At 72.9% G+C, this 12,745-nt stretch carries 9 protein-coding genes; 7 read left to right on the top strand and 2 right to left on the bottom strand.

Annotation, left to right across the window (positions count from 1 at the left end):
- Positions 1–2: 2 nt before the first annotated feature.
- Together meaB and AB0D01_RS03690 are read right to left on the bottom strand one after the other, a co-directional pair.
- The gene (gene meaB, locus AB0D01_RS03695) at positions 3–965 is read right to left on the bottom strand and encodes a methylmalonyl Co-A mutase-associated GTPase MeaB (protein ID WP_363053333.1); all 963 of its coding nucleotides are present in this window, start codon (positions 963–965) and stop codon (positions 3–5) included.
- 8 nt (positions 966–973) lie between these two features.
- Positions 974–2,176, bottom strand: a complete 1,203-nt coding sequence (locus AB0D01_RS03690) for an acetyl-CoA C-acetyltransferase (protein ID WP_363053332.1) — start codon at positions 2,174–2,176, stop codon at positions 974–976.
- A 135-nt stretch (positions 2,177–2,311) separates the two neighbouring features.
- Here AB0D01_RS03690 and mce point away from each other — a divergent pair, with 135 nt between their 5' ends.
- The 7 genes from mce to AB0D01_RS03655 all read left to right on the top strand — a co-directional run bounded on the left by mce (position 2,312) and on the right by AB0D01_RS03655 (position 12,739).
- Entirely contained in the window at positions 2,312–2,740 is a 429-nt protein-coding gene (mce, locus tag AB0D01_RS03685; protein WP_361128523.1) for a methylmalonyl-CoA epimerase, read from the top strand.
- A gap of 181 nt (positions 2,741–2,921) precedes the next feature.
- Positions 2,922–7,511: a polarized growth protein Scy gene (gene scy / locus AB0D01_RS03680; RefSeq protein WP_363053331.1), complete on the top strand. Its 4,590-nt coding sequence runs from the start codon at positions 2,922–2,924 to the stop codon at positions 7,509–7,511.
- A 194-nt stretch (positions 7,512–7,705) separates the two neighbouring features.
- Positions 7,706–8,644 carry a cellulose-binding protein gene (locus AB0D01_RS03675; protein ID WP_363053330.1) on the top strand — a complete coding sequence of 313 codons (939 nt, stop codon included), beginning with the start codon at positions 7,706–7,708 and terminating at the stop codon, positions 8,642–8,644.
- Between the two features lie 94 nt (positions 8,645–8,738).
- On the top strand, positions 8,739–9,755 hold the full coding sequence (locus AB0D01_RS03670; protein WP_363053329.1) for an ABC transporter ATP-binding protein: 1,017 nt from the start codon (positions 8,739–8,741) through the stop codon (positions 9,753–9,755).
- 2 nt (positions 9,756–9,757) lie between these two features.
- Positions 9,758–10,537 carry an ABC transporter permease subunit gene (locus AB0D01_RS03665; RefSeq protein WP_363053328.1) on the top strand — a complete coding sequence of 260 codons (780 nt, stop codon included), beginning with the start codon at positions 9,758–9,760 and terminating at the stop codon, positions 10,535–10,537.
- Positions 10,538–10,727: 190 nt separating this feature from the next.
- Positions 10,728–11,918 (top strand): ABC transporter ATP-binding protein, encoded by a 1,191-nt coding sequence (locus AB0D01_RS03660; protein WP_363053327.1) that lies wholly within the window; start codon positions 10,728–10,730, stop codon positions 11,916–11,918.
- Positions 11,915–12,739 carry an ABC transporter permease gene (locus AB0D01_RS03655; RefSeq protein WP_363053326.1) on the top strand — a complete coding sequence of 275 codons (825 nt, stop codon included), beginning with the start codon at positions 11,915–11,917 and terminating at the stop codon, positions 12,737–12,739. The genes AB0D01_RS03660 and AB0D01_RS03655 overlap by 4 nt, the downstream gene beginning before the upstream one ends.
- The last annotated feature ends 6 nt before the right edge of the window (positions 12,740–12,745 follow it).

The following is a 12,745-nucleotide window of genomic DNA, read 5'->3' as shown; positions in this document are numbered from 1 at the left end:
GCTCAGCCCTCCGTCAGGCTCTCCAGCAGCGCGTCGGCCGCCGCGTACGGGTCCAGCTCGCCCTGCGCCACCCGCGCGGCCAGCGCGTCGAGGTGCGCGTCGCCGCGCAGGTCCGCCAGGCGACCGCGCAGCGTGGTGATCGCGATGGTCTCGACCTCCCGTGCCGCACGGGCCGTGCGCCGCTGCTCCAGCACCCCCCGCTCGTCCATCCACGCCCGGTGCTTCTCCAGCGACTCGACGAGCTCGTCGATGCCCTGGCCGCGCGCCGCCACCGTCTTCACGATCGGCGGCCGCCAGTCGCCGGGGCCCCGGGACTCGCCGAGCCCCAGCATGTGGTTCAGCTCCCGGGCGGTCGCGTCGGCGCCGTCCCGGTCGGCCTTGTTCACCACGTACACGTCGCCGATCTCCAGGATCCCGGCCTTCGCCGCCTGGATCCCGTCGCCCATGCCGGGCGCCAGCAGCACCACCGAGGTGTCGGCCTGCGAGGCGATCTCCACCTCGGACTGCCCGACGCCGACCGTCTCGACCAGGATCACGTCGCAGCCGGCCGCGTCCAGCACCCGGATCGCCTGCGGCGCGGCCCACGCGAGCCCGCCCAGGTGACCGCGGGTGGCCATGGAGCGGATGTAGACCCCCGGGTCGGAGGCGTGGTCCGACATGCGGACCCGGTCGCCGAGCAGGGCCCCGCCCGAGAAGGGCGAGGACGGGTCCACCGCGAGCACGCCGACCCGCTTGCCGGCGGCCCGGTACGCGGACACCAGCGCCGAGGTCGAGGTCGACTTGCCGACCCCGGGCGAACCCGTCAGGCCGACCACGTACGCGCGGCCGGTGAGGGGGGCCAGGGCGGCCATGACCTCGCGCAGGTGCGGGGACGCCCCCTCGACCAGTGAGATCAGCCGGGCCACGGCACGCGGCCGGCCCTCGCGGGCCTGGGCCACCAGCGTGGGGACGTCCACCGTCGTCATGCGGGCACCTACGCCTTCGGGACGCGGATGACGAGGGCGTCGCCCTGGCCGCCGCCACCGCACAGCGCGGCCGCGCCGACCCCGCCGCCCCGGCGCTTCAGCTCCAGCGCCAGGTGCAGCACGACACGGGCTCCCGACATGCCGATGGGGTGGCCCAGGGCGATCGCGCCACCGTTGACGTTCACCTTTTCCGGGGTCACGCCGAGGTCCTTCATTGACTGCACGGCGACCGCCGCGAAGGCCTCGTTGATCTCGATGAGGTCCAGGTCGGAGACCTCCAGCCCCTCCTTCTTCAGCGCGTGCAGGATCGCGTTGGACGGCTGCGACTGGAGCGAGTTGTCCGGGCCGGCCACGTTGCCGTGGGCGCCGATCTCGGCGATCCACTCCAGGCCCAGCTCCTCCGCCTTGGCCTTGCTCATCACGACCACCGCGGCCGCGCCGTCGGAGATCTGCGAGGAGGTGCCGGCGGTGATCGTGCCGTCCTTGGCGAAGGCCGGGCGCAGCTTGCCGAGGGACTCCGCGGTGGTCTCGGGGCGGATGCCCTCGTCGGCGGAGAACAGCACCGGGTCGCCCTTGCGCTGCGGGATCTCGACCGGGGTGATCTCGGCCTCGAAGACGCCGTTCTTCTGCGCCGCGGCGGCGCGCTGGTGGGACGCGGCGGCGAACTCGTCCTGCGGGGCGCGCTCGATGCCCAGGCGGGTGTTGTGCTTCTCGGTGGACTCGCCCATCGCGATGTTCTCGAAGGCGTCGGTGAGGCCGTCGTGGGCCATCGCGTCGAGCATCCCGATCGCGCCGTACTTGAAGCCCTCGCGGGACTTCGGCAGCAGGTGCGGGGCGTTGGTCATCGACTCCTGGCCGCCCGCGACCACGACGTCGAACTCCCCGGCGCGGATGAGCTGGTCGGCCAGCGCGATCGCGTCGAGGCCCGACAGGCACACCTTGTTGATGGTGAGGGCGGGCACGTTCATGGGGATGCCGGCCTTGACGGCGGCCTGGCGGGCGGGGATCTGGCCCGCGCCGGCCTGGAGCACCTGGCCCATGATCACGTACTGGACCTGGTCGCCGGAGATCCCGGCCCGGTCCAGCGCGGACTTGATCGCGAAGCCGCCGAGGTCGGCGCCCGAGAAGGACTTCAGCGAACCGAGCAGCCGCCCCATGGGCGTGCGGGCCCCGGCGACGATCACTGAAGTGGTGTTGTTCGTTCCGGACATGAGGCACAGCCCCTTGGATGAGGAGTGAACGAGGGTTTACCCGAATGTACTGAGCGGTACCCGCGCAGTCACCGGGCAGTCGGTGTGATCGCTGGCACGTTGCGTGACCACCCTCCTCGGCGGTGCACTGGTCCCATGCTGACAAGAATCGACCACATCGGGATCGCCTGTTTCGACCTGGACAAGACCGTCGAGTTCTACCGTGCCACGTACGGATTCGAGGTGTTCCACACCGAGGTCAACGAGGAGCAGGGCGTCCGCGAGGCCATGCTCAAGATCAACGGGACCTCGGACGGCGGGGCCTCCTACCTCCAGCTCCTGGAGCCCACCCGCGAGGACTCCGCGGTGGGCAAATGGTTGGCCAAGAACGGCGAGGGCGTCCACCACATCGCCTTCGGCACCGCCGACGTCGACGGCGACGCGGAGGCCATCCGCGGCAAGGGCGTACGGGTCCTCTACGACGAGCCCCGGACCGGTTCCATGGGCTCCCGGATCACCTTCCTCCACCCCAAGGACTGCCACGGCGTCCTGACCGAACTGGTCACCTCCAACCCCGATCACTGATGCCCCCATTCCCCGGCCGGTAGAGTGAGGGTGGCTCGGCCGGGGTTCGGTGCGGAGACGGGGTCGGGGCCTGTGACCCCTGCCCCGGTATCTGACACCATTCCCCGGGGGCGTCGTTCAGCGGGCGAGCGATGCTCATTTGGGAGTGAGCTTGCGACCAGGGGACGGATGGGACCGCGCTGTGCGGGGCTACGAAAGCCAGGAGAGCCATCAGGCCGAGGCCGACCATCTCTCGCGCTTCGAGGCCGAGATGGAGCGGCTGAAGAAGGAGCGCGGGAAGGCCGTCCAACACGCCGAGGACCTGGGCTACCAGGTCGAGGTGTTGCGCGCCAAGCTCCATGAGGTGCGCCGGGCCCTCGCGTCCCGTCCCGCCTACGACGGCGCGGACATGGGCTACCAGGCGGAGCAGCTGCTCCGCAACGCCCAGATCCAGGCCGACCAGATGCGCTCGGACGCCGAGCGCGAGCTGCGCGACGCCCGGGCACAGACGCAGCGGATCCTCCAGGAGCACGCCGAGCACCAGGCGCGCCTCCAGGCCGAACTGCACACCGAGGCCGTCAACCGGCGCCAGCGCCTGGACCAGGAGCTCAACGAGCGCCGCCAGACCGTCGAGGCGCACGTCAACGAGAACGTCGCCTGGGCCGAGCAACTGCGCGCCCGGACCGAGTCCCAGGCCCGTCGGCTCATGGACGAGTCCCGCGCCGAGGCCGAGCAGGCGCTGAACGCCGCCCGCGCCGAGGCCGCCCGGACCGCCGAGGAGGCCCGCCGCCGGCTCTCCGCCGACGCGGAGGCCGCCCGCAGCGAGGCCGAGACCACGCTGCTGCGCGCCCGCAAGGAGGCCGAGCGGCTGTTGGCCGCCGCCTCCTCCCAGGCCCAGGAGGCCACCGAGCACGCGGAGCGGCTGCGCACCACCGCCGGCGCCGAGGCCGAGCAGAGCCGGCAGCAGACCATGGACCTCGGCCGGGTGGCCGAGTCCCGGGTGCAGGAGGCGGACAGCGCCCTGCGCACCGCCCGCGCCGAGGCCGAGACCCTCCTCGCGGAGGCCAAGGAGAGCGCGGCGCGCCAACTCGCCTCCGCCGAGTCCGTCAACGAACAGCGCACCCGCACCGCGAAGGAGCAGGTCGCCCGGCTCGTCGGCGAGGCCACCAAGGAGGCCGAGGCCCTCAAGGCCGAGGCCGAGCAGGCCATGGCCGACGCCCGCGCCGAGGCCGAGCGGCTGCGCACCGACGCCGGCGAGAAGGCCCGTACGGCCGCCGCCGAGGAGATGGCCGGGCAGCTGGCGAAGGCCGCCCGCACCGCCGAGGACGTGCTGAACAAGGCCTCGGAGGACGCCAGGGCCACCACCCGCGCCGCGTCCGAGGAGGCCGAACGGATCCGCCGCGAGGCGGAGGCCGAGTCCGAGCGGCTGCGCGCCCAGGCGGCGGCCACCGCCGACGAGCTCAAGGGCGCGGCGAAGGACGACACCGAGGAGTACCGGGCCCGTACGGTCGAACTCCAGGAGGAGGCCCGCCGGCTGCGCGGCGAGGCCGAGCAGCTGCGCGCCGAGGCCGTCGCCGAGGGCGAGCGGATCCGCGGCGAGGCCCGTCGCGAGGCGGTCCAGCAGATCGAGGAGGCGGCCCGTACCGCCGAGGAGCTCCTCGGCAAGGCCAAGTCGGACGCCGACGAGCTGCGCGCCGGCGCCGGCGCCGAGAGCGAGCGGGTCCGTGCCGAGGCCGTCGAGCGGGCCACGACCCTGCGCAAGCAGGCCGAGGAGACCCTGGAGCGCACCCGCGCCGAGGCCGAGCGGCTGCGCGCCGAGGCCGAGGAGCGGGCCGAGGCCCTGACCGCGGAGACGGACGCCGCGGTCCGCGCCCGGCGCGAGGAGACCGAGCAGGCCCTGGCCGCCAAGCGGGCGGAGGCCGACACCGAGCTGGTGCGCCTGCAGGGCGAGGCCGAGGACCGGCTGGCGTCGGCGGAGCAGACGCTGCGCGAGGCCCGCTCGGCGGCGGAGAACATCCGCAGGGAGACCACCGAGGAGAACGACCGGCTGCGCGCCGAGTCGGCGGAACGGATCCGCACGCTCCAGGGCCAGTCGGAGGCGGAGGCCGGCCGGCTGCGCGAGGAGGCCGCGCAGGACGCGGGCCGGGTGCGCGCGGAGGCCGAGCAGGTCTCCGTACGCCTGCGCGCCGAGGCCGAGGCCGAGTCGGAGCGCGTGCGCGCCGAGGCGCAGGAGACCGCGGACCGGCTGCGCGCGGAGGCGAAGACCGCCGCCGAGCGGGTGGCGCAGGAGGCCGCGGAGGCGCTGGCCGCCGCCCAGGAGGAGGCCGCGCGGCGGCGCCGCGAGGCCGAGGAGACCCTGTCGGCGGCCCGGACGGACGCCGGCAACGAGCGGGCGCAGGCCCGCGAGCAGAACGAGGAGCTGCTGGCGCAGGCCCGCAAGCGCTCGGAGGAGGCGCAGGCCGAGGCGGCCCGTCTCACCGAGGAGGCGGAGCGTCGCGCGGCCGAGCTGGTCGCGGCGGCGGAGGCCACCGCCCAGCAGGTGCGCGACTCCGTGGCGGGGCTGCACGAGCAGGCCGAGGAGGAGATCTCCGGGCTGCGCAGTGCCGCCGAGCACGCGGCGGACCGTACGCGCACCGAGGCCGAGGAGGAGGCGGACCGGGTCCGCGCCGACGCCCACGCGGAGCGCGAGCGCGCCGCCGAGGACGCCGGCCGGGTCCGCGAGGAGGCCCGCGTCGAGACGGACGCGGCGAAGGAGCTGGCCGCGCGGACGGTCGGCGACGCGATCGCCGAGGCCGAGCAGCTGCGGGCCGACACGGCCGAGTACGCGCAGCGGGTGCGTACGGAGGCCACGGACGCCCTGGCGGCGTCGGAGCGGGACGCGGCGCGCACCCGGGCGGACGCCCGCGACGACGCGAACCGGATCCGCGGCGAGGCGGCGGAGTCCCTGGAGACCTCGCGCGCCGAGGGCGTGCGGATCGTGGCCGAGGCCACGGCGGAGGCCGAGCGCCTCACCGAGGAGACCCTGGCCGCGAACGCCGTCGCCGTCGGCGAGGCCGCTGCCGAGGCGGAACGGCTCACGGTCGAGGCCGTCGAGGCGGCGGACGCCACCCGCGCCGAGGCCGCGGGCACGCTGGACGAGGCCCGGGCCGAGGGCAACCGGCTGCGCAGCGAGGCCGCCGAGCAGGCGGACCGCCTCATCACCGAGGCGGCGTCGGAGGCGGAGCGCCTCACCGAGGAGACCCTCGCGGCGAACGCCGTCACGGTCGGCGAGGCCGCGGCGGAAGCCGAGCGGCTGACGACCGAGGCGGAGCGGGTCCTGGAGGACGCGCGGACGCGGGCCCAGGCGCTGAAGGCGCAGGCGGCCGAGACCCTGGCCGCCGCCGAGCGGGATTCGGCGAAGATCCTGGTGGACTCCCGCGCGGAGGGCGACCGGCTCGTCGAGGAGACCCGGGCGGCCAACGAGCGTACGGTCGGCGAGGCCGCGGCCGAGGCCGAGCGGCTCGTCGCGGAGGCCGCGCGGACGCTGGAGGAGGCGCGCGCCGAGGGCGGCCGGATCATCGGCGAGGCCACGGCCGAGGCGGAGCGCGTCACGGTCGCGGCCCAGGAGACCCTGGCCGGGGCCGAGCGGGACGCCGAGCAGACGCTCGACGAGGCCCGCACGGAGGCCGGCCGGCAGCGCACCGAGGCCGCCGAGCAGGCGGACCGGCTCATCACCGAGGCGGTGTCCGAGGCGGACAAGCTCACCGAGCGGACCCGCAAGGACAACGAGCGCACGGTCGGCGAGGCCGCGACCGAGGCCGAGCGGCTGCGCGCCGAGGCGGCGGAGGCGCTGGCCTCCGCCCAGGAGCACGCGACCCGTACGCGCTCCGAGGCGGAGCGGGTCAAGTCCGAGGCGGCGACGGCGGCGGAGCGTACGCGCACGGACGCCCGTACGGAGGCCGAGCGGCTGCTGGACGAGGCGCGCGAGGAGGCCAACAAGCGGCGTACCGAGGCGGCCGAGCAGGTGGACCGGCTCATCACCGAGGCCGCGTCGGAGGCCGACATGCTGACCTCGGACGCGGGCCGTCAGGCGCTGGCCGCGACCACGGCCGCCGAGGAGCAGGCCGACGCGATGGTCGACGCGGCCCGCAAGGAGGCCGCGCGGATCACCTCGGAGGCCACCGTCGAGGGCAACTCCGTGGTGGAGAAGGCCCGTACGGACGCCGACGAGCTGCTGGTCGGGGCGCGTACGGACGCCGCCGCCATAAGGGAGCGCGCGGAGGAGCTGCGCGGCCGGGTGGAGTCCGAGGTCGAGGAGCTGCACGAGCGCGCCCGTCGCGAGTCCGCCGAGCAGATGAAGTCGGCCGGCGAGCGCGTGGACAAGCTGGTGCGCGCGGCGACCGAGCAGAGCGTCGAGGCCGAGGCGAAGGCCAAGGAGCTGGTTTCGGACGCGAGCAGCGAGGCGAGCAAGGTCCGCATCGCCGCGGTGCGCAAGGCCGAGGCGCTCCTGAAGGAGGCCGAGCAGAAGAAGGCGGAGCTGGCGCGCCAGGCCGAACGGGCCCTGTCGGAGGCGAAGGCGGAGGCGGAGCAGCTGGTCGACGAGGGGCGGCGCGAGTTGGAGGTCCTGGTGCGCAGGCGCGAGGACATTCAGGCCGAGATCTCCCGTGTCCAGGACGTTCTTGAGGCGTTGGAATCTTTCGAGGCACCTTCGGGTGGCGGAAAGTCAGCGATCGGCGGCCAGGGCGCGGGGGGCGTGAAGGCCGGCGCTACAGCGGGATCCACTCGTTCGGGCGGCAAGTCGTCGGAGGGCTAGTCAGAACGCATGGATGTGTGCTCCTGATGAAGGTTCAGGTGAACGGGTGACAAGCATTCCGTCGCCTTGCCACTCAAAAGGGGTGTCATTGTCCAGGGCAAACGCGGATTGACTCGATGACACGCCGTCCGGGCGCCTAGGATTCCCCCAACACCTCACGTAGCACCTCATCGGTCTCATTCGACAGGAACCCCATGAGCGACACTTCCTCCCCCTTCGGCTTCGAGCTCGTGCGGCGTGGTTACGACCGCGGTCAGGTGGACGACCGCATTACCAAGCTGGTCTCCGACCGCGACAGCGCACTGGGTCGTATCAATGCTCTGGAAAAGCGGATCGAGGAGCTACACCTCGAAACGCAGAACGCCCAGGCCCAGGTGAGCGACGCCGAGCCGTCGTACGCCGGGCTGGGCGCCCGGGTCGAGAAGATCCTGCGGCTGGCCGAGGAGGAGGCGAAGGACCTCCGTGAGGAGGCCCGTCGCGCGGCCGAGCAGCACCGCGAGCTGGCGGAGTCGGCCGCCCAGCAGGTGCGCAACGACGCCGAGTCGTTCGCGGCGGACCGCAAGTCGAAGGCGGAGGACGAGGGCGTCCGCATCGTCGAGAAGGCCAAGGGCGACGCCTCCACCCTGCGTGCGGAGGCGCAGAAGGACGCGGCGTCCAAGCGCGAGGAGGCCGACGCCCTCTTCGAGGAGACCCGCGCCAAGGCCGCCCAGGCCGCCGCGGACTTCGAGACCAACCTGGCCAAGCGTCGCGAGCAGTCGGAGCGCGACCTGGCCTCGCGTCAGCAGAAGGCCGAGAAGCGCCTGGCGGAGATCGAGCACCGCGCCGAGCAGCTGCGCCTGGAGGCCGAGAAGCTGCGTACGGACGCCGAGCGTCGGGCCCGTCAGACGGTGGAGACCGCGCAGCGTCAGGCCGAGGACATCGTCGCCGACGCCAACGCCAAGGCGGACCGCATCCGGAGCGAGTCCGAGCGCGAGCTGGCGGCGCTCACGAACCGCCGCGACTCCATCAACGCGCAGCTGACGAACGTCCGCGAGATGCTGGCGACGCTGACCGGCGCGGCCGTGGCCGCCGCCGGCTCCCCGATCGACGACGAGCCGGTCACCCGTGGTGTCCCGGCGCAGCAGAGCCGCTAGTACCACCGCGGTACCCGGCGCGTATCCGGAGTCGAGGGCCGTACGTCACCCGTTCGAGGTGGCGTACGGCCCTTCGCCGTTCTAGGTTGGCCGCATGATCGAGCTTGAGGGCCTCACGAAACGATTCGGCGCGAAGACCGCCGTGGACCACCTCAGCTTCCAGGTCAGACCGGGGGTGGTGACGGGCTTCCTCGGCCCCAACGGAGCGGGCAAGTCCACCACCATGCGCATGATGCTCGACCTCGACAACCCGACCAGCGGCACGGTCCGGATCGACGGCAAGCACTACCGGGACCTGCCGGAACCGCTGAAGTACATCGGCGCGCTGCTGGACGCCAAGGCGATGAACGGCGGGCGCAGCGCCTACAACAACCTGCTGTGCCTGGCCCAGTCGAACCGCATTCCGGAGCGCCGGGTCGCGGAGGTGCTGGAGTTGGTCGGACTCACGTCCGTGGCGAAGAAGAAGTCGAAAGGATTTTCGCTCGGGATGGGCCAGCGGCTGGGAATCGCCGCCGCCCTGCTCGGTGATCCGGAGATCTTGATGTTCGACGAACCCGTCAATGGTCTGGACCCGGAAGGAATTCTCTGGATCCGCAATCTCATGAAGGGCTTGGCGGCGGAGGGAAGAACGATCTTCGTCTCCTCTCACCTCATGAGCGAAATGGCACTGACCGCAGACCATTTGGTGGTGATCGGTCAAGGAAAGCTTCTGGCCGACCTGCCGATGGCCGATTTCATCCAGCGGAACTCCCGTAGTTACGTACGGCTGCGCTCGCCGCAGCAGGAGCGGCTCAAGGACGTGCTGCACGAGGCCGGCATCGACGCGATCAGCGTGCCGGCCACCGGCGCGCTGGAGATCGACGGCGTCCCGGCCGAACGGCTCGGCGAGCTGGCCGCCGAGCACCGGATCGTGCTGCACGAGCTGAGCCCGCAGCGGGCCTCACTGGAGGAGGCGTTCATGCGCATGACGGCGGATTCCGTCGAGTACCACGCCCACGCGCCGGGCGAGGTCGGCCCGCCGCCGGGAGGGGCCTTCGACAACCCGGCCCGGCCGGCCGACGTGCCCGCCTGGGGCGCCGGCTTCGACGCGACGCGCAAGGAAGGCAAGTGACCATGGCCGCCTTCCTCCCCGTCCTGCGGTCCGAGTGGACCAAGATCCGCACCGTGGCCTCCACCAGCTGGACGCTCGCCCTGACCCTGATCGTCACCGTCGGACTCGGCACGCTGATCTGCACCGCCGCCGCCGCGGGCTTCGACGACATGAGCCGGATCGAGCAGGCCACCTTCGACCCCACCCTGGTGAGCTTCGCCGGAATGCAGTTCGGTCAGCTGGCGATGATCGTCTTCGGTGTCCTGGTGGTCAGCACCGAGTACAGCACCGGCATGATCCGCACCTCGCTGGCCGCCGTGCCGGGCCGGGCGGGCTTCCTCTTCGGCAAGCTCACGGTCGCCACCGCCCTGGCGCTGATCGTCGGCCTCGCGACGAGCTTCCTGTCCTTCTTCATGGGCCAGGCCGTCCTCGGCGACCACAGCATCGGCATCGGCGAGGAGAACGTCCTGCGCGCCGTGGTCGGCGCCGGCGTGTACATGGCGCTGCTCGCCCTGTTCTCCATGGGCGTCGCCGCCATGCTGCGCAGTTCGGTCGCCGCGATCAGCATCCTGATCCCGTTCTTCCTGATCATCACGAACGTCCTGAACCTCTTCGCGGCGACGCGCGAGTACGGCCAGTACCTGCCCTCCGCCGCCGGGTCGAAGATCATGCAGGTCGTGCCGAACGCCATGGGAAGCGAGGAGACCCCCTACGGCCCCTGGGGCGGACTCGGGATCATGGCCCTGTGGGTGCTGGCCGCCGTCCTCGGCGGGTACCTCGTCCTGAAGAAGCGCGACGCCTGACCCGCCTCCCCGTCCCCCGGTGCCTCGTCCGTCCCTCCCGAGGAGGACGTCCGACGTACTACGGGACATCCCCGGGTCGGATCTCAGGGAGACCTCAGGGATCCGGTCCGGGAGGGAACCACGCGCGACTCGATATCCTCTTAAGGCTTACGCGGACGAGAGCCGTCCGGGCCTGGCAAGGGGCAGCACGATGATCGAGGCAGTCGGCCTGACCAAGCGCTTCGGCGCGAAGACCGCCGTCGACGGGCTGTCGTTCCAGGTCAAGCCGGGTCACGTGACCGGCTTCCTGGGGCCCAACGGCTCCGGCAAGTCCACCACCATGCGCATGATCCTCGGCCTGGACCGGCCCACTTCCGGCCACGTCACGATCAACGGCCTGCCCTTCCGGGACCTGCCGAACGCCCAGCGGCACGTCGGCGCCCTGCTCGACGCCAAGGCCGTGCACGGCGGCCGGCGGGCCCGCACCCACCTGCTGTCCATCGCCCAGCTCTCCGGGATCCCCGAGCGGCGCGTGGACGAGGTCCTGCGCGTCGTCGGCCTCCAGGAGGTGGCCGGGCAGCGCACCAAGGGCTTCTCCCTCGGCATGGGCCAGCGCCTGGGCATCGCCGCCGCCCTGCTGGGCGACCCGCAGGTGCTGCTCTTCGACGAGCCGGTCAACGGCCTCGACCCCGAGGGCATCCTCTGGGTCCGCAACCTCATGCGGGGGCTCGCCGCCGAGGGCCGGACCGTGTTCGTCTCCTCCCACCTCATGAGCGAGATGGCCCTCACCGCCGACCACCTGATCGTGATCGGTCGCGGCCGGCTGCTCGCCGAGATGAGCACCCAGGACTTCATCACCCACAACTCGGCCGGATTCGCGCGGGTGCGCGCCGCCGACGACCTCCCCGGCGGCCGGGCCGCGCTGGGCACCGCCCTGACGAAGGCGGGCGGGCGCGTGCTCCAGGAGCCCGACGGCGCCCTGCGGGTGACCGGGCTGGAGCTCCCCCGGATCAGCGACGTGGCCCACGGGGCCGGCGTACGACTGTGGGAGCTGTCCCCGCACCGGGCCTCGCTGGAGGAGGCGTACATGCGGATGACCCAGTCCTCCGTCGAGTACACCTCCACCGACGATCCCCGCGCGGAGCTGTGGGAGCCCGAGCCGATGGCGCTGCCGGAGTGGGAGGAGGAGCCGGCCCACGGGGTCTCGGGAGAGACGGCGGCGAGCTTCTTCGCTCCCCCGCCGCCCGGGACGACGGGCGCGCGGCCCTTCCTGATGCCGCAGACCCCCGGCGAGCTGGCTCCGGAAGGCTCCGCCGACGCGGACGCGAAGGCCCCCGCCCGCACCACCGCGAAGGCCGCCGGCAGGACCGGCGCCGAGCACGACGACGAGGACCCCCGATGACCGGCACCACGCCCACCCCGGGGACCTACAGCTCGTCGCTGCCCACCCCCCGGCCGCACCTGGGCCACGCCGTGGCCTCGGAGTGGACGAAGATGATCTCCGTGCGCTCCACCCTGTGGACGCTCGGCTCCCTCGTGGCGCTCGTCGTCGGCATCGGCACCATCGCCGTGGTCCAGACCCGGACCATCGACTACACGGCCATGTCGTTCACCGGTCCGGCGCTCTTCGGGCTGATGATCGGCCAGGTCGCGGTGATCGTGCTCGGGGTGCTGACGATCTCCTCGGAGTACGGCACCGGCCTGATCCGCACCACCTTCACCGCCGCCCCCGAGCGCCTGCGGGTGCTCACCGCGAAGTACCTGGTCTTCGGCGTCCTCGCGTTCTGCACGGTCCTCGCGTCGGTCGCCTTCGTCGGGTTCTCCGCCGCCCTCGTGCACAACGGCCCCCAGTCCGGGGCGCACGGCTGGGGCGAGTGGGTGGGCGCGGTGGCCGGTTCCTTCTACGTCACCCTGCTCGGCGTGCTCTCGCTGGCGGTCGGGGCCCTCGTACGGCATTCGGCCGGCGGGATCGCCGTGATGCTCGGCGTGGTCACCCTGCCGCCGGTGCTCGGCGGGATAGCGACCGCCTGGCCCGCCACCGAGGCGCTGGGGACGACGGTGCTGCGGTACAACGCGCCGGTGGCCCTGTTCCAGCTCTTCGGGATCCAGGACAGCGGCATCACCCCGATGCCCAGCGACTTCTCCCAGGTCCTGCTGCTCACGGCGGTCACGGCGGGCGCGGTCGCGGCCTCGTACGTCGTGGTGGGCCGCCGGGACGTCTGAGCGCGG

It is taken from the genome of Streptomyces sp. NPDC048606 (genome assembly GCF_040650855.1).
GTDB lineage: Bacteria > Actinomycetota > Actinomycetes > Streptomycetales > Streptomycetaceae > Streptomyces.
Note: the sequence above shows the minus strand (reverse complement) of the source record. Positions and strands in the feature narration are given on the sequence as shown.

Coding starts and splice junctions, on each gene's coding strand:
- AB0D01_RS03655 (WP_363053326.1), top strand. CDS start 11,915: ATGACCGGCACCACGCCCACCCCGGGGACCTACAGCTCGTCGCTGCCC.
- AB0D01_RS03675 (WP_363053330.1), top strand. CDS start 7,706: ATGAGCGACACTTCCTCCCCCTTCGGCTTCGAGCTCGTGCGGCGTGGT.
- AB0D01_RS03670 (WP_363053329.1), top strand. CDS start 8,739: ATGATCGAGCTTGAGGGCCTCACGAAACGATTCGGCGCGAAGACCGCC.
- AB0D01_RS03690 (WP_363053332.1), bottom strand. CDS start 2,176: ATGTCCGGAACGAACAACACCACTTCAGTGATCGTCGCCGGGGCCCGC.
- mce (WP_361128523.1), top strand. CDS start 2,312: ATGCTGACAAGAATCGACCACATCGGGATCGCCTGTTTCGACCTGGAC.
- AB0D01_RS03660 (WP_363053327.1), top strand. CDS start 10,728: ATGATCGAGGCAGTCGGCCTGACCAAGCGCTTCGGCGCGAAGACCGCC.
- AB0D01_RS03665 (WP_363053328.1), top strand. CDS start 9,758: ATGGCCGCCTTCCTCCCCGTCCTGCGGTCCGAGTGGACCAAGATCCGC.
- meaB (WP_363053333.1), bottom strand. CDS start 965: ATGACGACGGTGGACGTCCCCACGCTGGTGGCCCAGGCCCGCGAGGGC.